We start from the raw sequence: 20655 nt of genomic DNA on the forward strand, positions 1-20655 counted from the left end.
CGGACATGGTTGTTGGTCAGCCTTCTTTCTGGAACATGATCTCCCCCGGTCGGTCAACTCCCGGGAGGCGTTCGCGGGTGCTCCTCCGCTCATGGTCACCCAAACACTCCAGTCTACCGTCGATCCGGCCCGCCCTGCCCGGGGACCAGTTGAGGCGCCACTTCACCCCTTGGCGTCGGCCCAACTGGCGCCCCAGGACACGTTGACCTCGAGGGGCACCGACAGCTCGCACACCCCTGACATGGCCTCGAGGGTGGCCCCGCGGGCGGCCTCCTCCTCGTCGGGGGGCACTTCGAGGATGACCTCGTCGTGCACCTGGAGCACCAGGCGGCTCCGCAGCCCTTCGGTCGCCAGGGCCCGGTCGAGGCGGACCAGGGCCATCTTGAAGATGTCGGCGGCCAGGCCCTGGATGCCGGCGTTCATGGCCTGGCGTTCTCCGGCCTGGCGCAGCCGGAAGTTCGACGACGACAGCTCGGGGATGTGGCGGCGGCGGCCGAACAAGGTCTCGGTGTACCCCCGGTCGCGAGCCTCGGCCACCGTGCGGTCCATGTACGAGCGCACGGCTGGGAAGGCCTCGAAGTAGGCCCCCAGGATGTGGGCGGCCTCGTCGGTGGGGATGCCCAGGCGCTGGCCCAGCCCGTAGGCCTCCATGCCGTAGGCCAGCCCGTAGGAGACCATCTTGGCCTTCGACCGCTGCCCGATCGTGACCTCGGCCGGGTCGCACCCGAAGATGCGGGCGGCCGTGGCCCGGTGGATGTCCTGGCCGGTGGTGAAGGCCTCGACCAGCCCCGGGTCCTCGGCCAGGTGGGCGATGACCCGCAGTTCGATCTGGTTGTAGTCGGCCACCAGGAAGCGGCACCCGTCGGCGGGGACGAAGGCCCGCCGGATCTTGCGGCCCTCCTCGGTGCGGATGGGGATGTTGTGGAGGTTGGGACGGTCGGAGCTGAGCCGGCCCGTGCGGGCCACCGTCTGGTTGAACGTGGCGTGGATACGCCCGTCGGGGCCGACTTCGGCGATGAGGTTCTCGCCGTAGGTGGAGCGCAGCTTCTCGACTTCCCGGTAGCGCAGGAGGGGCTCGATGATCGGGTGCTGGCCCCGCAGCCTCTCCAGGGAGGCGGCGTCGGTCGAAAAGCCCGTCTTGGTCTTCTTCTGGGGTTCGAGGCCGAGCTTGTCGAACAGCACGTGGCGTAGCTGCACGGTCGAGTTGACGAGGAACGGCTCGCCGGCCAGCTCCTGCACCTGCTGTTCGAGCCGCCGGCCTTCTTCGACGAGGCCCTGGTTCAGTTCCCGGAGCTGGTCCACGTCGACCCGCACGCCGGCGTCCTCCATCCGGGCCAGGACCCTCACCAAGGGGCGCTCGACGTCGTCGTAGAGCCGGCGCAGGCCTCGCGCCCCCATGGCTTCGTCGAGGACTTCGGCCAGCCGGGCGGTGGCCACCGCCCGCAGGCCGGCCTCGTCCGCGGGCTGGGCGGCCGTGCCCGCCAGGTCGAGCTGGCCGGCGGGCGGCGCGTCAGGCGAGCGCAGCTCGACGCCCAGGTAGCGGGCGGCCAGGCCTTCGAGGGCGTAGGTGCCCTCGGCCGGGTCGATGAGATAGGCGGCGATGGCCGTGTCCACGTCGAGGGAGCCGACGTCGACGCCCAGCCGCCCAAGACCCCTGGTCAGCTCCTTGGCGTGGTGGGTGACCAGGGGAGGCCCGCCCCGGGCCAGCAGGGCCGACAGGGCTTCGCGGGCTTCGGAGGTGGCCAGCAGGTCGGCAGTCACCCAGGCCGCGCCGGCCGGGCCGGTGGCCACGGCCACGCCCGCCAGCGGGGACCGGCCCTCCTCGCCCGTCCAGGCGGCCACCAACGAGACGGGCCCCGGGCCTGCGGCCAGCGAGGTGAACAGGTCGGCGGCCTCGGCCCCGGTGCGCACCGTGCGGGTCTCGACGTCGAGGGTCTCGGCGGGGGGCGCCGGGGCGGGCGCCACGCCGTTGCCCACCGCCTCCTGGAGGCGGGGCAGCAGCGTGTTGAACTCCAAGAAGCGGAACAGGGTGCGGACCTCGTCGAGGTCGTAGCGGCCCATACGCAGGTCGTCGAGGTGGACGTCGAGGGGGACGTCGCGCACCAGGGGAGTGGCGGTGGCGTTACTGCGGACCTGGTCCTCGGCGGCCCGCAGGTTCTCCCGCAGCTTGGGGGTGTTCGAGTCGACGTTGGCGAACACGCTGTCGAGGTCACCCCAGGTGTTGACCAGCTTGGCCGCCGTCTTGGCGCCCACACCAGGTACGCCCGGCAGGTTGTCGGACGGGTCGCCCCGCAGGGCGGCGTAGATCGGGTAGAGGGACGGCTTCACGCCCGTACGTCCCTCGATGCCGGCCTCGTCGAGCAGCAGGTAGTCGGACACGCCCCGCAGGTTGTAGAGGACCTTGACCCACGGGTCCTCGACCAACTGGAACTCGTCGCGGTCGCCGGTGACGACGATCACCTCGTCGTGGCGGTCGCGAGCCTGGGTGGCCAGCGTGGCGATCACGTCGTCGGCCTCGAAGCCGGGGGCGTCGACCATGGGGATCTTGAGGGTCTCGACCACCTGGCGGATCAGGCCCATCTGCTGGCGCAGGATGTCGGGCGCCTCGGCCCGGCCCTCCTTGTAGGCGGGCACGAGGTCGTGGCGGAACGTCCGCTCGGGCCGGTCCCAGGCCACGACGATGCCGTCGGGGCGGTGGTCCTTGAGCAGGTTGATGAGCATGGAGGTGAACCCGAAGGCCGCGTTGGTCACCTGGCCCGAGGCCGTGGCCAGCGTCGTCGGGAGAGCGAAGAAGGCGCGGTAGGCGAGCGAGTTGCCGTCGAGGAGGAGGTAGCGGGCCATCTGCCAGCAGATGGTACGGCGGACGGCGCCGGACGGGGGTGGGGCCCGGGCCGGTAGGATGGCCGGTCATGGCCGACGGCTTCCACCCACCCGTCGAGGAGTACCTGGAGGCGATCTGGGAGCTCGAGGAGGAGGGCACCCTGGTGATCCAGGCTCGCCTGGCCGAGCACCTGGGCCATTCGGCGCCGACGGTGTCCGAGACCGTCAAGCGTCTGCGCGAGGACGGCTACGTGACGATCGACCGCCGCGTGCTGCAGCTCACGGCCCCGGGCCGGGAGCGGGCCGAGAGCGTGGTGCGCAAGCACCGGCTGGCCGAGCGCTTCCTGCTCGACGTGATCGGGATCCCCTGGAGCCAGACCCACATCGAGGCCTGCCGATGGGAGCACGTGATGTCCGACGCCGTTGAGGAGCGCATCCGCACCATCTTGGGCAACCCGACGTCGTGCGCCCACGGCAACCCCATCCCCGGGTCCGAGGCCCCCGACGTCGAGCTGTACCCCCTGGCCGACACCCAACCTGGTGACCGGGTGCGGCTGGAGCGGGTCACCGAGCAGGTCGAGGTCGACCAGGAAGCCCTGGACTACCTCGACAGCCACGGTTTCATACCGGGGGCCGACGCCGAAGTGCGTACCAAGGCCCCCGACGGCACCCTGACCCTCGACCTCAAAGAGGGCAGCATCGCCCTCGGTCCCGGGTTGGCGCGCCTGCTCTACGTGGCCACCACGTGACGAGGCGGGTGGCCGGTCGGGCCGCCGTCCTGCTCGTCGTGCTGGCCCTGGTGGGTGCCGCCTGCGCGGGCGACGACGGGCCCACTGCGGGGGCGGCCGAGCGGGTGCGGGCGGCCGGGCCCGCCACCTTGGAGGAAGGCACGGCTCGTATGGCCCTGCGCCTCGTGCTCCCGGGACCGCGCCCGACCACTGTCGCGGGCGAGGGGGTCGTCGACTTCGCCGGCCGCCGGGGCGCGCTCAACCTCGACTACGGAGACCTGGGGGCCATGCTGGCCGCGGCCGATGGGCCCCTGGAGACGGTCCTCGAACCGGCGGGCGTGTTCGTACGGGTGCCGGGCCTGATCGGGCCCGACAAGCCGTGGGTCAAAGTCGACCTGGCCGCCCTCGACGACGTGGCCGGGGTCGACGTGGGCCCTTTGGGCCAGCTCCAGTCGGCCGACCCCGTGCAGGCCCTGGCCTTCCTGCTGGGCGCCGGGGAGATGCGCAAGGTGGGCGAGGGGCGGTTGCGGGGCACGCCCACCACCCGCTACCGAGGGGTGCTCGACCTGGCCCAGGCGGCGGCCGCCGCTCCCCCCGAGCTCGGCCCGTCCGTCGAAGCAGCCCGGGCCGCCCTCGGCGGCCAGCCAGTCCCCGTCGACATCTGGGTCGACGACGAGGGCCGTGCCCGCAAGCTGCGCCTGGAGACCGGTTCGGGCGAGGGCAAGGGCACCGTAGAGATGGAGCTGTTCGACTTCGGCGCCCCGGCCGACGTGGTCACCCCGCCCGCCAGCCAGGTCACCGACCTGACCTGGCTCTTCGGCGGGTAGCGGCCGGGTCACCCACGGGAGGTGAAGTGGCGGTCGCCGAGAATGAGGTGATCCGCAACCACGCCTAAGGCTCCAGTTCGCCGGCGAGGACCTGTTCGGCCACGGTCTTCATCTTCACCCGCAGGCGCATGGCCGTGCGCTGGATGAACGTGAAGGCGTCGGCCTCGGTCAGGCCGTGGCGGTCCTGGAGCAGGCCCTGGGCGCGGTGGACGAGCCGGCGGGTCTCGAGCTGGTCACGCAGGTCGTCGGACTGCTGCTCCAGCGACTTGACCTCGGCGAAGCGGGCCAGGGCCACCTCGATGGCCGGGACCAGGGCGCTGGTCTGGAAGGGCTTCACCAGGTAGTTCATGGCCCCGGCCTCGGTGGCCTGCTGTACGAGGTCGCGCTGGCTGAAGGCGGTGAGGATCAGGACGGCCGCCTTGCGGGTCGAGACGATCTCCCGGGCCGCGGAGATGCCGTCCATCCCGGGCATCTTGATGTCGAGTATGGCGAGGTCGGGCCCGAGGTCACGGACCAGGGTCACGGCCTCGTCGCCCCGGCCCGTCTCGCCCACGACCTCGTAGCCCTCCTGTTCGAGGGTCTCTTTGAGGTCGAGGCGGATGATGGCTTCGTCCTCGGCGATCACCACGCGGACGGTCACCGCAAGGCCCCCCTCATTCTCAGCCGGCCTCGGCCAGCCGGTCGAGCAACTCGTCCTGGGCGCGGCTCAGCTCGGCGATCGAGGCCACGATCTCGGTCCTGCGCCGGGCCATGGCATCGGCGTGCCTCTGGGCCTCGCGGTGCTCCTTGTCGGCCAGGGGAGTCTCGGACACGAGGGCCCGGAGCCGGGCCTCGTCGGCCGCGTCGTTGAGGAACGCCGACTGTTCGTCGACGACCGCCAGCTCGGCCCGCAGCTTCTTCAGCCGCTCGGCCTGCTGGGACAGCCGCTTCTCCACGAGCCAACGGGACACGCCGGGAGTCTAATTGGCCCCGGGGGAACCACAGGGCCTCGGCAGTCGTCCAACGGGCGTACGAACCCGACTGGGAGGTCAGGACGGATGCGCCGGACAGGGACGATCGCCGCAGGGGCGTTGGCGTTGCTCGTAGTGGCAGGGGCTGTGGTGGCAGCCACCACCGGCGACGTGAGGGAGGCCTCCGGGCCGGTCGGCGACGAGGCCACCGCCACCCGCGAGCCGGCGCTCGGGGCCGCGCCCGGCGAAGGGTCGTCGGCCGCCTTCGACGGTCGGGCCGACCTCGTGGCCCCCGACGTGGCCCGGGGCCAGGCCATCGGGGTGCCGCCCTCACCCGGGGGCACCGTCGACCCGGCCGGGCCGAGGGTCGTGCGGACCGCCGAACTGGCCATCGAGGTGGACGAGGGCCGTTTCGGGGCCGCCTTCGACCGGGTGGCGGCCATCGCCGCCTCCCACAACGGGTACGTGACCTCGTCTTCCACGTCGTCAGCGGGTACTGACGCCAAGCTCCCCGGGGGCCCGGAGCGGGCCAACTCGGGCCACCTGACCCTGCGGGTCCCCTCGGACCGCTTCGAGGAGGCCCGGGCCGCGCTACGCCAGGTCGGGACGGTGGGCTCCGAGTCGCTGCGGGGCGAGGACGTGGGCGGCCAACTGGTCGACTACGACGCCCGCCTGCGCAGCCTGCAGGCCCAAGAGGAGTCGCTCCAGACGTTGGTGGGGAGGGCGACCAACGTCGGCGAGGTGATGCAGGTGCAGAGCGCCCTGTTCTCGGTACGCCAGCAGATCGAGCAGCTCCAGGCCCAGCGCAACCAGCTGGAGCAAGCCGCCAGCCTGGCCACCATCTCGGTTTCGGTGTATGAGCCCGGTGCCGGCGCCTTCGTCAGGCCCCAGCCCGAACCGGCCACGGGGCTGGCTCGCAGCTTCGAGCGGGCCGTGGACGGCTCGGTGGCCGTCGTCGGGGGGATGATCGTCGTCGTGGGTTACCTGGCCCCCCTGGCCGTGCTCGCCCTCGTGGTGTGGGGGGTCGTGCGCCTGCGCCGGCGCCCGACGCCCCCGGTGGCGCCCGCCGCCTGACCGCGGCCCCGCTGGCCCGGCACCGGACCACGGCCCCGCGGCCCTGGGCTACGGTCGCTCGGATGTCCCAGCCCTGGGGAGTGGCCTCCGGCTACCACACCGTGGACGGCCGGTGGCAGGAGGCGCCCCCGGCCACCATGGAGGCCATCTGGGCGGCCATGGGGGCGGGGCCAGTGAGCGACGGGGCCCCCGAGGGCGCACCGCCCCCCGACGGGCCTCTGTTCGTCCACCCCGGCGAGAAGCTGGCGCTGTCCGCGCCGTCGCGGCTCACGCTGGAGGACGGGGCCCAGATCGAGGTCGGCCCGGGTACGGGCCGCGAGGCCCCGGCCGACCTGCCCCTCGGTTACCACCGCCTGGAACGGCTGGAGGACGGCGCCCCGACCGCGGTGGTGGCCAGCCCCGGGCGATGCCCGCTGCCCGCGGGGCGGGCCTGGGGATGGGCCGTCCAGCTCTACGCCGCCCGTTCGCTCCAGAGCTGGGGTTTCGGCGACCTGGCCGACCTCCGCCGCCTGGCCCGGTGGTCGGCCTCCGAGCTGGGGGCCGGCCTGGTGCTCGTCAACCCCTTGCACGCCGCCCTGCCGGGCACCCCCCAGGCGGCCAGCCCCTACTTCCCCAGCAGCCGGCGCTTTCGTAGCCCCCTCTACCTGCGGGTGGAAGAGGTACCCGGCGCGGCCGCAGCCGGCGCCTCGCTCGACGGGGTGGCGGCCGCCGGGCGTGCCCTCAACGCCCGCCGGCTCATCGATCGCGACGCCGTGTGGCGCCTGAAGGCCGACGCCCTGGAGCGAATCTGGACGGCGATCGGCGGCCAGCCCGGGCCCGACTTCGAGCAGTGGTGCGATGACCAAGGCGACGGGTTGCGCGACTACGGCGCGTTCTGCGGGTTATGCGAGGAGCACGGCCGGCCGTGGACGGCGTGGCCCGCCGAGTACCGCCACCCGGGCTCGCCCGCCGTCCGGGCCTATCGCGACGCCCACCGCGACCGGGCCCGGTTCCACATGTGGCTCCAGTGGTGCCTCGACCTCCAGCTCCGAGCGGCCTCCGGCGATCTGGCCGTGGTGCACGACTTGGCGGTGGGGGTCGACGGGGCGGGTGCCGACGCATGGTTGTGGCAGGACGTGGTCGTGGCCGGAATGGCCGTGGGCGCGCCGCCCGACGACTTCAACACCCGGGGCCAGAACTGGGGGGTGCCCCCCTTCGACCCCTGGAAGCTGCGCTCGGCCGGCTACGGGCCGTGGGCCGAGACCCTCCGGGCGTCGCTGGGGCGGGGAGGGGGGGTGCGGGTCGACCACGTCATGGGCCTGTTCCGGCTGTTCTGGGTCCCCGAGGGGGCGAGCCCCACCGACGGGACCTACGTCCGCTACCCGGCCTCGGACATGCTCGACATCCTGGCCTTGGAGAGCCACCGGGCCGGGGCGTTCGTGGTCGGTGAGGACCTGGGCACGGTCGAAGACGGCGTGCGGGACGAGCTGGCGGCCCGCAACGTGCTGTCCTACCGGCTGTTGTGGTTCGAGCCCGGCGACCCCCAGACGTGGCCCGAGAAGGCCCTGGCGGCTGTCACCACCCACGACCTGCCCACGGTGGCCGGCCTGTGGACAGGCTCGGACGCCGACGCCCAGCGCTCCATCGGCATGGACGTCAATGACGATGCCGCCGGCCAGACCCGGGACCGCCTCCGCCGGCTGGCCGCGGTCGACGACGGCGCCCGGGCCGAGGCCGTCGTCGAGGGCGCCTACCGGGCCTTGGCCCGGGCCCCGTGCCTGCTGATGACGGCCTCCCTCGACGACGCGCTGACCGTCGAGGAGCGCCCCAACATGCCCGGCACCACCGACGCCTGGCCCAACTGGTCGATCGCCCTGCCCGAACCGCTTGAAGCCGTGGAGGACGACCCCCGCCCGGGGCGCCTCGCCGGCCTGCTCCGAGGTGACAGCCCTCCTGGTCCCGACAGCTAGCGTCGGCCGGGTGCAGATCGAGGGGCTCCGGCTGTGGGTGGCGGGCACCAACGCGTGGGTGGTGGCGCCGTCGGGGCCAGGGGGCGAGTGCGTGCTCATCGACGCTCCCCCCGACCCCGAGGCCATCCTCGGGCACCTGCGCGACAAGGGCCTGAAGCTGGTGGCCGTCCTGGCCACCCACGGCCACGTCGACCACGTGGGCGGGGTGTCCGAGGTGGTGGGAGGTGTGCACCATCCTGGCCCGGTCCCCGTCCACATCCACGACGGGGACCGTCACATGCTGCTCGACCCCGTCGGGACGGGCGGCACCCTCAGCGAGCTGCTGGCCTACTCCGACCTCGACGTGAGCCCGCCCGAGCTGGTGCTGGGCCTCGACGACGGGGAGAGGATCTCGGGGGCGGGCATGACGTTCACCGCCATCCATACGCCGGGCCACACGCGGGGGTCGACGTGCTTCTTGCTGGAGGTGGACGGTCAGGCGCCCGTGCTGTTCACGGGGGACCACCTGTTCGCCGGTTCGATCGGGCGCACCGACCTGCCCGGGGGCTCGTTCGAGCAGCTCGTCGAGTCGATGATCGCCAAGGTCCTGCCCCTGCCCGACGAGGTGCAGGTGCTGCCCGGCCACGGCGACACCACCACCTTGGGCCAGGAACGGGCCACCAACCCGTTCATCAAGGCCATGCTCCCGACCTGACCCCCCCGGGGGCCGGCGGGTTCAGACGATCCAGCGGTTGGCCTCGCACCAGCGGGCGTCGGCCACGATCTCGGTGGCCGGGTCGGTGTGGCGCAGCTCGAAGCCCGTCGAGGAGAGGTTGTCGAGGCTCAGGCGGTTGTTGACGTTGGCCTTGCGCATGAACCGGAAGCGCTCCCGGGTGAGCAGGATGGCGTCGGTCATGCCCCGTTCGAGCATCGACGACCACGCCTTCTGGCGCTCGTCGTAGGGGGGGCCGCAGTCGGGGTCGTCGCTGAGCTCGACCTCCATCCCGAAGTGGCCGGCCAGCACCGACGCCACGTCGTGGCTGGTCGGGTAGACGCCCGAGGCGATGTTGAAGGCCCGGCCCGGGGCACTCCCGTGACGGGCCAGGTGGACAGTGGCGCCCACCAGGTCGTCGATGTGGACGAGGCGCTGCTCCACGGGCACCGCGTGCACGGCCAGGCGGTCGAGGCCCATGAACCTCTCGATGGCCGCGTCCAAGATGGCGCTGGCCAGCAGCTTGACGGTGCCCGGGCCATGGACCGAGACAGGGCGCAGCACGACGACGGGTAGCCCGTCGCGGCCATGGCGCCACACGACCTGCTCGGCCCCCCACTTGGCCTTGCCGTAGGAACGGCTGGGCCGGGGCTCGACCTCCTCGGGCACCGGGGAAGGGAGCTGGACGGCCTCGCCGTAGACCGACGTGCTGCTCATGTGCAGGGCGCGCTCCACCGTGTCGCTGGCGGCCACGGCCGCAAAGAGGCGCTCGGTCGCCTCGACGTTGTTGCGGACCATCTCCTGCTCCGACGAGCGCGAGCTCGAGGCCCCGGCCAGGTGGAAGACGTGGGTCACCCCCGCCAGGAGCTTGGTCATGTCCTCGGGCCGGGCCTCGACGAGGTCGACGGGCTGGTACTCGGCGGCAGCCGGCAGGCCGGCCGGGCGGCCCCGGCGACCGGTGGCCCGCACCGACCAGCCGCCAGCCAGCAGAGCGGGCACGAGATGGGAGGCGATGAAGCCGGTGGCTCCGGTCACGAGGGCGGAGGGGGCGGTCACGGCCCGTACAGTGGCACCGATGGACGTCTCGGTCTACTTCAACCCCGCGTGCTCGAACTGCCGCACGGCCGAGGGCCTGCTGCGGGAGCGGGGGATCGACGCCGACTATGTGCGCTACCTCGAGCAGGCCCCCTCCCGCGCCCAGCTGGAGGAGGTCCTGGCCAAGCTGGGCACCGACGACCCCAGGGACATCGTCCGTACCAAGGAGCCCGTCTACGCCGAGCTGGGGCTGGACGGGGCCGACCGCGAAACGCTGCTCGAAGCTCTCGTGGCCCACCCTGTGCTCATCCAGCGGCCGATCGTCGTGGTCGGGGACCGGGCCGTTGTCGCCCGCCCGGCCGAACGCCTCCTCGAGCTGCTCGACCCGCCCGCGGGCTGATGGGCCCGGGGTTCGTCACGGCCCTCGTCGGGTAGGACGGCCCATGGTGCAGACGACCCCGCACGAGACCACCAGCGCGACCTCCCCGGTCAGCTCCGGGTCGGTCGTGGCCGGCCGGTACCGGCTAGGGGGCCTGCTGGGCCGCGGTGGCATGGCCGACGTGTTCGATGCCGTGGACCTGCGCCTCGACCGGGCAGTGGCCGTGAAAGTGCTCAGGCCCGAGCTGGCCGCCCGCCACGACGTGCGGACCCGTTTCGAGGCCGAGGCCAGGGCCGCGGCCGGCCTCTCCCACCCCAACGCCGTGGCTGTGTACGACACCGGCGAGCACCACGGCGCCCCCTTCCTGGTCATGGAGCGGCTGCCGGGCGAGACCCTGGCCGACCGCCTGGCCCTCGGGCCGGTCGATGCCCAGTGGCTGCGCACGGCGGCCGTGGGTCTGCTCGGGGCGCTGGGGGCGGCGCACCGCAAGGGGATCGTGCACCGGGACGTGAAGCCCGGCAACATCCTGATCGCGTCCGACGGCACGGCCAAGATCGGCGACTTCGGGATCGCCAAGAGCGCGGGCACGGGCGACGGGGCCGGGCAGGACCAGGCCGCGCTGGACCTGACCCAGACGGACCAGCTGCTCGGCACCCCGGCGTATGTGGCCCCCGAGCGGCTCGAAGGGCGCACGGCCACGCCCCGGTCGGACCTGTGGGCCCTGGGAGTGGTGCTCTACGAGGCGCTGTCGGGTGAGAAACCTTTCCAGGGCGACAACCCGCTGGACGTGGCCCAGGCCATCGGTTCGGGGGCCCACGTGCCGCTGGGCGAGCGCTGCCCCGACGCCCCGCCCGACCTCGTCGCGGTGGTCGAGTCCGCCATGTCACGGGTGCCCGGCGGCCGGCCCGCCTCCGCCCAGGCCATGGCGTCGGGCCTGTCCGTTCACGTGGCCGACCCGACCGTCGACGAGAGGATCGGCCAGGGGACCGGCGTAGGTACAGGCGAAGGGATCGGCGAAGCGATGGCTGGGGGGACCATGGTCCTGCCCGTCGTGGCCGGTCCTGTCGAGGGGCCGACTGGGCGGGCGGTCACGGCCGCCCCTGAGGCCCGCCGGACGAGCCGCCGGGGAGGCCCACCCCCCCGCCGGGGACCGCGGCCCGTGCGGGTCGCCCCGTTCAGCACGTGGCCCCGGCTCCTGTGGCTGAGCCTGGCCCTGCTGGTCGTCGTGCTCGCGCTGGTGGCCCGAGGGGCCGAGCAGCCGGTCGCCGCCCCCGGCGGCGGGGCGACGGCCGGGGAGGAGATCGCGGTCGAGGCCACACCCGCACAGCGCCTGGCCGCCGCCCTGCGGGACCTGGCCAGCCGGCTCGACAACCCCAACGACGGGCCGAGGGCCGAGGAGCTGGGGTCGTTGCTCGACAGACTGGCCGGCCGGGTCGAGTCCTCGGATGCCGGTCAGGGTGGGGAGGCCACCAACCTGATCATCCGGGTCGCCACCTGGTACCAGTCGGGCCAACTGGGAAGCGTGGCCACCGCCCAGGCCCTCGACCTGCTGCGCCAGGTCCCGGGCGTCGACTCCCAAGTGGCCGTGCCCACGACGGTGGCCACGACGGTCCCTCCGTCGCCGGCCACCGTCGAGCCCGCCCCTTCGGGGCGGCCCGACGACGTCCCGGGCCGGGGCCAGGGCAACGGCCGGGGCCGCTCGGGCGACCGGGACCGTGACGACGACGACTGAGCTGCGGGGCTGATCAACGGCGGCCGGCAGCCTGCCGGTCACCGCTCCTTGCGGACCAGCCAGCGGAGCCGCTTGGCCCCTTCGAAGGCGGCCTCGGCCGCCAGCTGTCCCGTGCTGGTCGACAGCGTCGGGTAGACGTGGATGAGGCTGGCTACCTCGGCCAGCTTGAGGCCCTGGTTGATGGCCAGGGCCAGCTCGTGGATCATCTCGCCGGCCGCCGGGGCCAGGATGTGGGCGCCCACCAGCTTGCCCTTGGCCGTCACCAGCACGATGGCCCCGTCGGTAGCTGAGTCGGCCCGGGCCCGGTCCGAGTGGGCCAGGTCCATGCGGTAGACCTCCACGTCGTCGCCGTGGCGCTTCTCGGCCTCGGCCACGGTCTCGCCCGCGTGGGCCAGCTCGGGATCGGTGAACGTGCACCACGGCACGAAGTCGGTGACCCGGCCCTTCCCCGGGAAGAAGGCGTCGCGCACGGCCCGCACGGCCTCGTAGCCGGCCGAGTGGGTGAACAGGTAGCGACCGGCCAGGTCGCCGCTGGCGTAGACCGACGGCACCGACGTCCGCATGCGTTCGTCTACCTCCACCCCCCGCTTGGTGACCTTCACCCCGAGCTCGTCCAGCCCCAGTCCCTCGACGTTGGGGCGCCGCCCGGCGGCCACCAGCAGTTCCTCGCCCTCCCACCGGGCCGGTTCGCCGTCCTCGCTGCCGTGCACGATCTTGCGCCCGCCCGAGACCGTCACCCGTTCGGTGTCGACGTTGAGGCGCAGGTCGACCCCCTCGTTGCGGAGCTTGCGGGTGAGCAGCTCGACCAGGGCGGGCTCGTCGCGGCCCAAGATGGCGGGCCCTTTCTGGAGGACGGTCGTGGGAATGCCCAAGCGGGTCAAGGCTTGGGCCATCTCGATGGAGATGGGCCCGCCCCCGATGACGACCATGGTGCGGGGGGCGCGCTCGATCTCGAAGAGGTTCTCGCTGGTGAGAAAGCCCGCCTCTCGCAGGCCGTCGATGGGCGGCACGGCCGGCCGGCTCCCGGTGCACAGCAGGATGAACCGGGTCTCGAGCTCCCGGGCTTCGTCGCCGTCGCCCGACGGGGTGACCAGGACGGTATTGGGCCCTGTCAAGCGGGCATTGCCGAAGACGACCTCGACCCCGAGCGCCTCGAAGCGCTCGACGTTGTCGTCGGTGGCCGCGATCTGCTGCTGGACCGAACGCACCCGGGCCCATACCCGGGCGGTGTCGATCTCGGGCTCCACCGGCTCCAGCCCGTACTGGTCGGCCACCCTCATGGTGTGGGCCGCCTTGGCCGAGGCGAGCAGGGCCTTGCTGGGGACGCACCCCGTCCACAGGCAGTCGCCGCCCACCCTCGAACGCTCGACGACCGCCACCCGCAGCCCGATCGTGGACGCGAACTCGGCACCGATCATGCCTCCCGAGCCCATCCCGACGATCACCAGGTCGTAGCGCGCCACGTAGCCTCCCCGGCAGGCCTTCCCCCCATGGTGGCCCGGCCGCGTGACCGACTCTATGGCCCGCCGGGCCGTAGGGGGCTGCGGCCAATACCATCGCCGTGTGCCCTTCGACCCGTCCTCCGGCGCGATGGACATCCTCATGGGCCTCGCCGCCTTCTTCACGCTGGTGGCACTGGTCCGTTCGTGGCGGCCCTTCTGGGACGAGGACTTCACCACTGCCGACCGCCGGCTGGCCATCCAGGTGGCCATATTCCTGGTCCCCCCGGTGGTCGTGCTGCTGCACGAGGTCGGGCACCTGGTCACCGCCCTGGCCGTGGGGGTGGAGGTCACCGGGTTCAGCTACGGCCTGTTCCACGGGTCGGTGTCGGTGGCCGGGCTGCGCTCGGCCGAGCAGATCTGGGTGATCGCTATCGCCGGCAACGTGGTCAGTGCCGGCATCGGCTTGGCCATGGTGGTGGCCGGCGTCCGGTGGTCCGAATGGCGGCGGTCGGTCCGCTACTTGTTGATCGCCGGGGGGATGCTCGAGCTCGTCTTCTCGCTCGTGCTCTACCCGGCTCTCTCGCTGTCGGCCGACTTTGGCGACTGGGTCATCATCTACAGCCGCCGGACCGAGCTGCTGAGCTGGGTCACCGGCATAATCCACGTCGGCTCACTGGTGACCATGGTCGTGTGGTGGCGCCGGCGGGGCAAGGTGCTGCTGTTCACGATCGGCAGTGGCACCGAGAACGAAGTGGCCCGGCTCCGCCAGGGGATCGAGGCCGACCCTCGCCAGCCCGGGCCCTGGCTGGCCCTGGCTGACTTCTACGCCCGCCGGGGCGAGCTGGGCCTGGCCCGGGGGACGGTGGAGGAGGCCATCGGGGTGTGCGGCGAGTCCCCCCGGCTGCTGCTCGGCCTGACCCGCCTCAGCATGTTCCAGAGCCGGTGGAACGACGCCGTGACCGCCGCCCGCCGGGGCCTGGCCTCGACCGACGGCCTGGGCGGCGAAGACGTCCGCCAGCCCCTGTGGGCCAACCTCGCGCTCGCTCTCACCCAGATGGAGCGGGCCGACCTCGCCCTCGAGGCCTACTCCCACCTGGTGCCACCACTGACCGACGACGTGCGGGTCCGCTACGGCCGCGGCCTCATGCGCATCGAGGCAGGCGACACCCTCGGAGGTCGCGCCGACCTCGACGACGTAGTCCGCCGCCTCCCCGAGGGCGACCTGCTCCGCCGCTGGGCCGAAGCCCGCATCGAGGGCCACCCCCTCCGCGACGCCGAGGACGCCCGGGTCCCGGCCCACGAACGCCGCTCCGGCCCCCCACCGGCCCCCATCGTCGGCGTCTGACCCCCAGCCGGCGTCAGCTCGTCCCAATCGTCCGCGAGAGGCTATTGCAGATCACAAGAACTCATGATAGTCATGGGACATGCGGGGCGGGCGGGCGGTCGTAGCTACGGCAGTCGTGGCTTTGTCAACACTTGGAGGCTGTGCTGACCGGACTTCGCCGACGGTGACACAGCCCACGGCGACCGTCGGGACCGCTCCCGCGGCGGTGACAACCACCAATCCCTCGGACGTTCCGGTGGAGATTGACGTTCCTTACCTCAATCGCATCCTCGCGTCACTCGATGCCGCGACCGGCGAAGTAGTGCGGCTGGTGGTCGCGACCAAGGCCCTACCCCGCGAGGGCTACGAGAGATTGCAGGCGCTCTACGCCACGGACGAGCTGTTCGATCTTTCCCTGGGCTCGCTGTCGCGTGAGATCTCGAGGGGCGTACCGGGTTATCGGGACCCGCCAGGGGATGCGTCCACAGTCGTCGTCGACCTGATCACGGGCCGACCGACGTGCGCGTTCGCACGGGTATCCCGCGACTACTCGGCCGTTTCCACGGTTGCCCCACCATCCCCGGCCGAGCTGTGGGTTGCGATCACTCCCACGGACCCTGCACGTGACCAGCTTCGCCTCAACCCCGTCGGTTGGGCCTATCTGTACGAAGGAACCTCCAGCAGCTTCGGTCCGCCCAGCGAGGACCCATGCACCGGAAGATGACGGTGAGGCTATCCGTCATGACGGCGGTGTTCCTAGGTGGGCCCTTCTTCCTATCTGTGGCGGTGGCATCGCCAAAGCTCCAATGTTACCCGAGCCACGATGGGGCGGGAATGTGGTGTAAGGGGGAGGATGGTGGTGAGTACTTTGTCCCGCAAAACGCGTCCAAGCCCGAAGGGGGTACGGGATCGCCGGGATCCTCGACAACCTACGTTGCTTATGACCGAGTCGTAGAGGGCGCCGACGGGGAGCCATGCGTTACTCGCGGGCACTATCGGGAGGGAAGGGAACTTCCAGATGACGCCGACCCAGGCGAGATCCCCTCACAGGACAGAATTCCTGGGGCAGGTGGTTATAGCAACTTCTACGAAATACAGGCGGTCGTTGGTGGTTAGGCGGCGGCGTCAGCTCGTTTCGGCTAGGCGGGTCCGATGATGGGGAGGGGCTGGAGGAGGGGGACGATCTCCTGCTCGGTGGCGACGTTGTCGAAGCGGGCCTGGATGACCCCGTCGGCGCCGATGACGAAGACCCAGGGTTCGTTGAGGTTGCCCTCGCGCAGGAGCCAGTCGGCGGCCGCCCGGTTGATGGTCTGGTTCTGGAAGTCGCGCCAGATCTCGATGTGGACGAAGCTGGCCCGGTCGCCGTAGGTGTGGGCCAGGTCGGCGATCATCTCGGTGATGGGCCCGCAGAAGCGGCTCACGCAGTAGACGGGCGTCGAGAAGACCACGACCGCCGGGCGACCGGCGGCCAGGGCGGCGGCCACCGTGGTCGAGTGGATGTGGGGGTCGGGCACCTCGCCCCCGGCCGCCGCCCGGGAGTCGATGGCCCCCCGGGGGGCGTCGGTCGAGGCGATGGTGAGGTTCTCGGTGGCCAAGGCGGGCTCGCCCACCGTCGGGACGATGTTGCGCTCGCCCACCGTGAAGGCGGCCGTGGTGGTGCGCTCCCGGCCGGCCACGTCGGCCGTCACCTCGACCTGGTAGATGCCCGCCTTGGGGAACGTGGCCTGGGCCGAGTACACGCCCCGCACCTCCGAGCCGGACGCCAACTGGGGTGAGGCGGGGGCGGGGGAGGGCACCACCACGCCCGGCACGGGCAGGAAGCGGCCGGCCACGGGCGCCCCGAAGGTGCCCTCCTCGCGGGCCTGGGCCGTGCCCAGGTAGGCGAACCGGAGCTGCACCGACCCGAAGACGACGAACCGCTGGTCGTTGGAGATGACACCCACCAGCAGGCGCGACGGCCCCCCGGCGGCGATGTCGAAGCTGGCGACCTCGGCGTTGATGTCCTCGGGGTCGGGCTGGCCGGTCGAGGACGTCCCGTCACCGCCGCAGGCGGCCGCCACCAGGGCGAGAACCAAGGCGGCGGCCACGGCCGGGACGCGCCTGCGGACGAGATGCCGGGAGGAGGAGTCCATCGCTGACCGATCGTACGCGCCGGGCACGACCTAGGGCATTCGGCGGCCATCCGCGGGCACCAGCCGCCGCAGGGCCCGCAGCGAACCGGTCCCCGCGGCCGGCTCCTCGCGGAACTCTCCGGACGCCACCGCCCGCTGGTAGACCTCGAAGGGGGCCGGGCCTCCCTCGGCGGGGTCGGCGAACACGTCGTGCAGCGCCAGCCAGCCCCCGAGGGCCACCCATGGGGCCCAGGCTTCGTAGTCACCATGGACCTCGGCCCGGGAGTGGCCGCCGTCCACGAAGACCAGCCCGAGGGCCGTCCCCCAGTGCCGGGCCACGGTGACCGACGAGCCCACGACGGCGATCACCGTGGCCTCCAGGCCGGCCCCGTCGACCGTCCGCCGGAAGTGGGGGAGGGTGTCGATGCGGCCCGTCCCGGGGTCGACGACAGCCGGGTCGTGGTGCTCCCAGCCGGCCTGGAGCTCCTCGGACCCCCGGTGGTGGTCGACGGCGAACAGCACGGTCCCGGCCTCCTCGGCCGCCGAGCCCAAGTAGATCGCCGACTTGCCGCACCACGACCCCACCTCCAGCAAGGGCCCGACGCCGGCCGCCCGCCGGCCCAGCTCGTAAAGAGCCATGCCCTCGCCTTCGGGCATGAAGCCACGGGCCCGGTGGGCCTGCGCCAGCCGGTCGGACCTCAGCTGGGGATGCCGCTCCGGCCGTCGAGGGCAGCGGGTAGGTCGTCAGGGTGGTTGGCGAACAGCAGCTTGTTGAGCACGATGAACTTGGCCACCCACAGGACGCCGAAGGCCCCCAGAGAGGAGGCCATGACGATCATCGTGGTCAGCAAGTGCGAGGTCGTCACACCCGCGGCCCACGTCTCGGCCAGGTCGGCCGCGATGGTGGAGAAAGCCAGGCCCAACAGGGCCATGGCCCAGAAGGGCACGACCTCCTTGAACAGCCGCGAGCGGCCCCGCTTGCCCCAGGCCCAGGCCCGGTTGAGGTAGTAGGACGGCACGGCCGACAGGCACACGGCCCACACGTTGGCCGTGCGGGCCGGCCACTTCAGCAGGCCGAAGGCGATGAACAGCAGGATCTGGCTGATAACCACCGAGATGACCGACACCATGCTGTAGCGCACCCACTTGCGCCCCTCCGTGGTGCGCGACCACGTGAGCACGGTGTCGATCCGACGTTTCACTGTACGGATCGTATCGGCCGATCGCGCCCTGGGATAAAGCGGTCCTTCGCGGTAGCGTCGCCGGCAATGAGCCAGGCCACCGCGGTCGAGGCGCTCGGGGTCGCCGTGGCCGCCCGGGTGCCGGTCCTTCTGTGGGGTGCGCCGGGTACCGGCAAGACCTCCACGATCCGGGCCATGGCCGACGCCCTGGGCTGGCCCCTGGAGACGGTCATCGCCGCCATCCGGGAGCCATCGGACTTCGCCGGCCTGCCGGTGGTCACCGCCGGCGACGTCCACATGGCCCCGCCCCGGTGGGCGCAGCGCCTGGCGGCCGCCGGCCACGGCCTGCTGTTCCTCGACGAGATATCCACTGCACCACCGGCCGTACAGGCCGCGCTGCTGCGAGTGGTGCTCGAACGGGTGGTGGGCGACCTCGACCTGCCCCCCGACGTGGTCGTGGTGGCCGCCGCCAACCCCCCCGAGCAGGCAGCCGACGGCTGGGACCTGTCCGCTCCCCTGGCCAACCGGTTCTGCCACCTCGACTGGGAGGTCGAGCCGGCGGTGTTCGCCCAGGGCCTGGTCGCGGGCTTCGAGGTGCCGAAGGTACCGGTCCTGCCCGAAGGCTGGGAGGACCGCATCAGCTACACCCGTGGCCTGGTGGCCGGCTTCTTGGGCGTCCGCCCCGGGCTGGCGGTCGACGTGCCCACCGACGCCGCCCGGTCGGGCCGGGGCTGGCCCAGCCCCCGGACGTGGGACATGGCGGCCCGCCTGTGGGCCGCGGCGGACGCCGCCGGAGCCTCCACCGAGGCCGTGACCGCCCTGGTCATCGGGGCGGTGGGCGAGGGAGCGGGCGTAGAGCTGCTCATGTGGGAGATCGAGATGGACCTCCCCGACCCCGAGAAGGTGCTGGCCGACCCCGAGGGCTTCGAGCTACCCGAGCGCGGTGACCGGGTGCACGCCGTGCTGGCGTCGGTGGCCGCCGCGGTGGCCGCCAACCCCACCCTCGACCGCTGGCTGGCGGGCTGGAAGGTGCTGGGCCGGGCCGGCGAAGCGACCCCCGACGTGGGGGCCGTGGCCGCCCGGGCGCTGGTGAAGTGCCGGCCCCCCAAGGCCCCCGCCCCCCCAGAGGCCAAACTGTTCGCCCCGCTGCTGGCCGACGTCCGCTGGCAGCAGCACTGACCGCCGGGGGTCGCTGGCCATGATCGCCAAGCTGGCCGTAGCCCGCCTGTGGGCCGTCGAGCGCCACCCCTACATGGCCTCGGCCCTGTGGGCCTTCCACGTGGTCGAGTCCCCCGGGATCGGGCGGGTGGCCGTCGACGAGGCCTGGCGCCTCTACGTCGACCCGGCGGTGATCGAGCGCGAGAGCGTGCCCGTGCTCGGGAGCCTGCTCGTCCACCACGCCGGGCACCTGCTGCGCGACCACGCCGGCCGGGCCCGAAGCCTGGGGGTCGACCAGCGCCTGTCGCGGGACTGGGCGCTGGCCGCCGACGCCGAGATCAACGACGACCTGATCGCCTCGGGTCTGCGGTTGCCGACCGAGGACCTGGTCGAGCCCCACCGGCTGGGCTGGGAGACGGGCCGGCTGGCCGAGGAGTACTTCGCGGCCCGGGAGCACCGCCACGACGACGACGAGCTCGACCCCGACTGCGGCAGCGGGGCCGACGCCCTGGCCCGCGACTGGGAGATGAGCGGCGAGCAGTCGAGCGGGGTGCCCCCCGGGGAGCGCCGCCTGCTGCGGGCCCAGGTGGCCAGCGACGTGTTGCGTTTCCAGCGCGAAGGCGTGGGACGGCTGTCGGCCGGCTGGCAGCGCTGGGCCGAGGACCAGCTCGAGCCCAAGGTCGACTGGCGGCGGGTGCTGGCCGCCGAGGTCCGCAAGGGGCTGAGCGCCGTCTCGGGGCGGGTGGACTACACCTACCGGCGCCCGTCGCGTCGGGCCGGTGCCGTGGTGGGGGTGGTCCTGCCCGCCATGGAGAGGCCGACACCGGAGGTGGCCGTGCTGTGCGACACGTCGGGCAGCATGGACGAGCAACTCCTGGCCCAGGTGCTGGCCGAGGTCGACGGGCTACTCAAGGGTGTGGGGCTGGGCCGCAACCGCCTCCAGGTGCTGTCGGTGGACGCGGCCGTGCAGACCGTCCAGCGGGTGGCCACCGCCCGGTCGCTGCGCCTGCGGGGCGGCGGAGGTACCGACATGACCGTGGGCATCGAAGCGGCCGCCAAGCTGAGGCCCCGGCCCTCGGTGCTGGTCGTGCTGACCGACGGGCTGACGCCGTGGCCCGCCGACCCCCCCAAGGGAATGGCCGTGGTGGTCGGGCTCATCGAAGGCGAGTCGGTGCGCCGGGGCCGGGCGTGGGCGCCGCCCGCCTGGGCGCGGGTCGTCCGCATCGGCGATGCCGGCATGGCGGCCTAGGCCCG

At 72.7% G+C, this 20655-nt stretch carries 19 protein-coding genes; 11 read left to right on the plus strand and 8 right to left on the minus strand.

Annotated elements, in window-relative coordinates:
• Positions 1-162 precede the first annotated feature (162 nt).
• On the minus strand, positions 163-2841 hold the full coding sequence (gene polA / locus AB1673_01625; protein MEW6152675.1) for a DNA polymerase I: 2679 nt from the start codon (positions 2839-2841) through the stop codon (positions 163-165).
• A gap of 68 nt (positions 2842-2909) precedes the next feature.
• On the opposite strand from polA, the gene AB1673_01630 reads away from it, so the two are divergent.
• Together AB1673_01630 and AB1673_01635 are read left to right on the plus strand one after the other, a co-directional pair.
• Positions 2910-3569, plus strand: coding sequence for a metal-dependent transcriptional regulator (locus AB1673_01630; GenBank protein ID MEW6152676.1), 660 nt, complete (start codon positions 2910-2912; stop codon positions 3567-3569).
• Positions 3566-4375, plus strand: coding sequence for a hypothetical protein (locus tag AB1673_01635; GenBank protein ID MEW6152677.1), 810 nt, complete (start codon positions 3566-3568; stop codon positions 4373-4375). Before AB1673_01630 ends, AB1673_01635 begins: the two co-directional genes overlap by 4 nt.
• A 64-nt stretch (positions 4376-4439) precedes the next feature.
• Here the strand turns inward: AB1673_01635 and AB1673_01640 are convergent, their stop codons facing one another.
• The gene (locus AB1673_01640) at positions 4440-5015 is read right to left on the minus strand and encodes a response regulator (GenBank protein MEW6152678.1); all 576 of its coding nucleotides are present in this window, start codon (positions 5013-5015) and stop codon (positions 4440-4442) included.
• A 19-nt stretch (positions 5016-5034) separates the two neighbouring features.
• Entirely contained in the window at positions 5035-5325 is a 291-nt protein-coding gene (locus AB1673_01645; protein MEW6152679.1) for a hypothetical protein, read from the minus strand.
• A gap of 87 nt (positions 5326-5412) precedes the next feature.
• On the opposite strand from AB1673_01645, the gene AB1673_01650 reads away from it, so the two are divergent.
• The 3 genes from AB1673_01650 (at position 5413) to AB1673_01660 (ending at position 9042) form a co-directional block, all read left to right on the plus strand.
• Positions 5413-6399, plus strand: coding sequence for a DUF4349 domain-containing protein (locus tag AB1673_01650; GenBank protein MEW6152680.1), 987 nt, complete (start codon positions 5413-5415; stop codon positions 6397-6399).
• Between the two features lie 62 nt (positions 6400-6461).
• Entirely contained in the window at positions 6462-8348 is a 1887-nt protein-coding gene (gene malQ / locus AB1673_01655) for a 4-alpha-glucanotransferase (protein ID MEW6152681.1), read from the plus strand.
• A gap of 10 nt (positions 8349-8358) precedes the next feature.
• Positions 8359-9042: an MBL fold metallo-hydrolase gene (locus tag AB1673_01660; protein MEW6152682.1), complete on the plus strand. Its 684-nt coding sequence runs from the start codon at positions 8359-8361 to the stop codon at positions 9040-9042.
• A 21-nt stretch (positions 9043-9063) separates the two neighbouring features.
• Here AB1673_01660 and AB1673_01665 read toward each other — a convergent pair whose 3' ends face one another.
• Positions 9064-10095 carry an NAD(P)-dependent oxidoreductase gene (locus AB1673_01665; protein ID MEW6152683.1) on the minus strand — a complete coding sequence of 344 codons (1032 nt, stop codon included), beginning with the start codon at positions 10093-10095 and terminating at the stop codon, positions 9064-9066.
• Between the two features lie 19 nt (positions 10096-10114).
• On the opposite strand from AB1673_01665, the gene arsC reads away from it, so the two are divergent.
• On the plus strand, positions 10115-10474 hold the full coding sequence (gene arsC / locus AB1673_01670; GenBank protein MEW6152684.1) for an arsenate reductase (glutaredoxin): 360 nt from the start codon (positions 10115-10117) through the stop codon (positions 10472-10474).
• 46 nt (positions 10475-10520) lie between these two features.
• The gene (locus AB1673_01675) at positions 10521-12185 is read left to right on the plus strand and encodes a serine/threonine-protein kinase (GenBank protein MEW6152685.1); all 1665 of its coding nucleotides are present in this window, start codon (positions 10521-10523) and stop codon (positions 12183-12185) included.
• A 38-nt stretch (positions 12186-12223) separates the two neighbouring features.
• Here the strand turns inward: AB1673_01675 and AB1673_01680 are convergent, their stop codons facing one another.
• Positions 12224-13648: an FAD-dependent oxidoreductase gene (locus AB1673_01680; protein ID MEW6152686.1), complete on the minus strand. Its 1425-nt coding sequence runs from the start codon at positions 13646-13648 to the stop codon at positions 12224-12226.
• A gap of 100 nt (positions 13649-13748) precedes the next feature.
• Between AB1673_01680 and AB1673_01685 the strand changes: the two genes are divergently transcribed.
• Both AB1673_01685 and AB1673_01690 read left to right on the plus strand, forming a co-directional pair.
• Positions 13749-14972, plus strand: a complete 1224-nt coding sequence (locus AB1673_01685; protein MEW6152687.1) for a hypothetical protein — start codon at positions 13749-13751, stop codon at positions 14970-14972.
• 205 nt (positions 14973-15177) lie between these two features.
• Positions 15178-15675, plus strand: coding sequence for a hypothetical protein (locus AB1673_01690; GenBank protein MEW6152688.1), 498 nt, complete (start codon positions 15178-15180; stop codon positions 15673-15675).
• 415 nt (positions 15676-16090) lie between these two features.
• Here the strand turns inward: AB1673_01690 and AB1673_01695 are convergent, their stop codons facing one another.
• Genes AB1673_01695 through AB1673_01705 form a run of 3 tightly spaced genes read right to left on the minus strand, consistent with a single transcriptional unit; the run spans position 16091 to position 18264 of the window.
• Entirely contained in the window at positions 16091-17083 is a 993-nt protein-coding gene (locus AB1673_01695) for a hypothetical protein (protein MEW6152689.1), read from the minus strand.
• A 30-nt stretch (positions 17084-17113) separates the two neighbouring features.
• Positions 17114-17701, minus strand: a complete 588-nt coding sequence (locus AB1673_01700; protein MEW6152690.1) for a class I SAM-dependent methyltransferase — start codon at positions 17699-17701, stop codon at positions 17114-17116.
• Between the two features lie 59 nt (positions 17702-17760).
• On the minus strand, positions 17761-18264 hold the full coding sequence (locus AB1673_01705) for a GtrA family protein (protein ID MEW6152691.1): 504 nt from the start codon (positions 18262-18264) through the stop codon (positions 17761-17763).
• A 66-nt stretch (positions 18265-18330) separates the two neighbouring features.
• Between AB1673_01705 and AB1673_01710 the strand changes: the two genes are divergently transcribed.
• Positions 18331-19422 (plus strand): MoxR family ATPase, encoded by a 1092-nt coding sequence (locus AB1673_01710; GenBank protein MEW6152692.1) that lies wholly within the window; start codon positions 18331-18333, stop codon positions 19420-19422.
• Positions 19423-19441: 19 nt separating this feature from the next.
• The gene (locus AB1673_01715) at positions 19442-20650 is read left to right on the plus strand and encodes a VWA-like domain-containing protein (protein ID MEW6152693.1); all 1209 of its coding nucleotides are present in this window, start codon (positions 19442-19444) and stop codon (positions 20648-20650) included.
• The last annotated feature ends 5 nt before the right edge of the window (positions 20651-20655 follow it).

The sequence above is a fragment of the Actinomycetota bacterium genome, from assembly GCA_040754375.1.
Taxonomy (GTDB): domain Bacteria; phylum Actinomycetota; class Acidimicrobiia; order Acidimicrobiales; family AC-14; genus JBFMCT01.

Coding starts and splice junctions, on each gene's coding strand:
- polA (MEW6152675.1), bottom strand. CDS start 2,841: ATGGCCCGCTACCTCCTCCTCGACGGCAACTCGCTCGCCTACCGCGCC.
- AB1673_01630 (MEW6152676.1), top strand. CDS start 2,910: ATGGCCGACGGCTTCCACCCACCCGTCGAGGAGTACCTGGAGGCGATC.
- AB1673_01650 (MEW6152680.1), top strand. CDS start 5,413: ATGCGCCGGACAGGGACGATCGCCGCAGGGGCGTTGGCGTTGCTCGTA.
- malQ (MEW6152681.1), top strand. CDS start 6,462: ATGTCCCAGCCCTGGGGAGTGGCCTCCGGCTACCACACCGTGGACGGC.
- arsC (MEW6152684.1), top strand. CDS start 10,115: ATGGACGTCTCGGTCTACTTCAACCCCGCGTGCTCGAACTGCCGCACG.
- AB1673_01695 (MEW6152689.1), bottom strand. CDS start 17,083: ATGGACTCCTCCTCCCGGCATCTCGTCCGCAGGCGCGTCCCGGCCGTG.
- AB1673_01700 (MEW6152690.1), bottom strand. CDS start 17,701: ATGGCTCTTTACGAGCTGGGCCGGCGGGCGGCCGGCGTCGGGCCCTTG.
- AB1673_01710 (MEW6152692.1), top strand. CDS start 18,331: ATGAGCCAGGCCACCGCGGTCGAGGCGCTCGGGGTCGCCGTGGCCGCC.
- AB1673_01715 (MEW6152693.1), top strand. CDS start 19,442: ATGATCGCCAAGCTGGCCGTAGCCCGCCTGTGGGCCGTCGAGCGCCAC.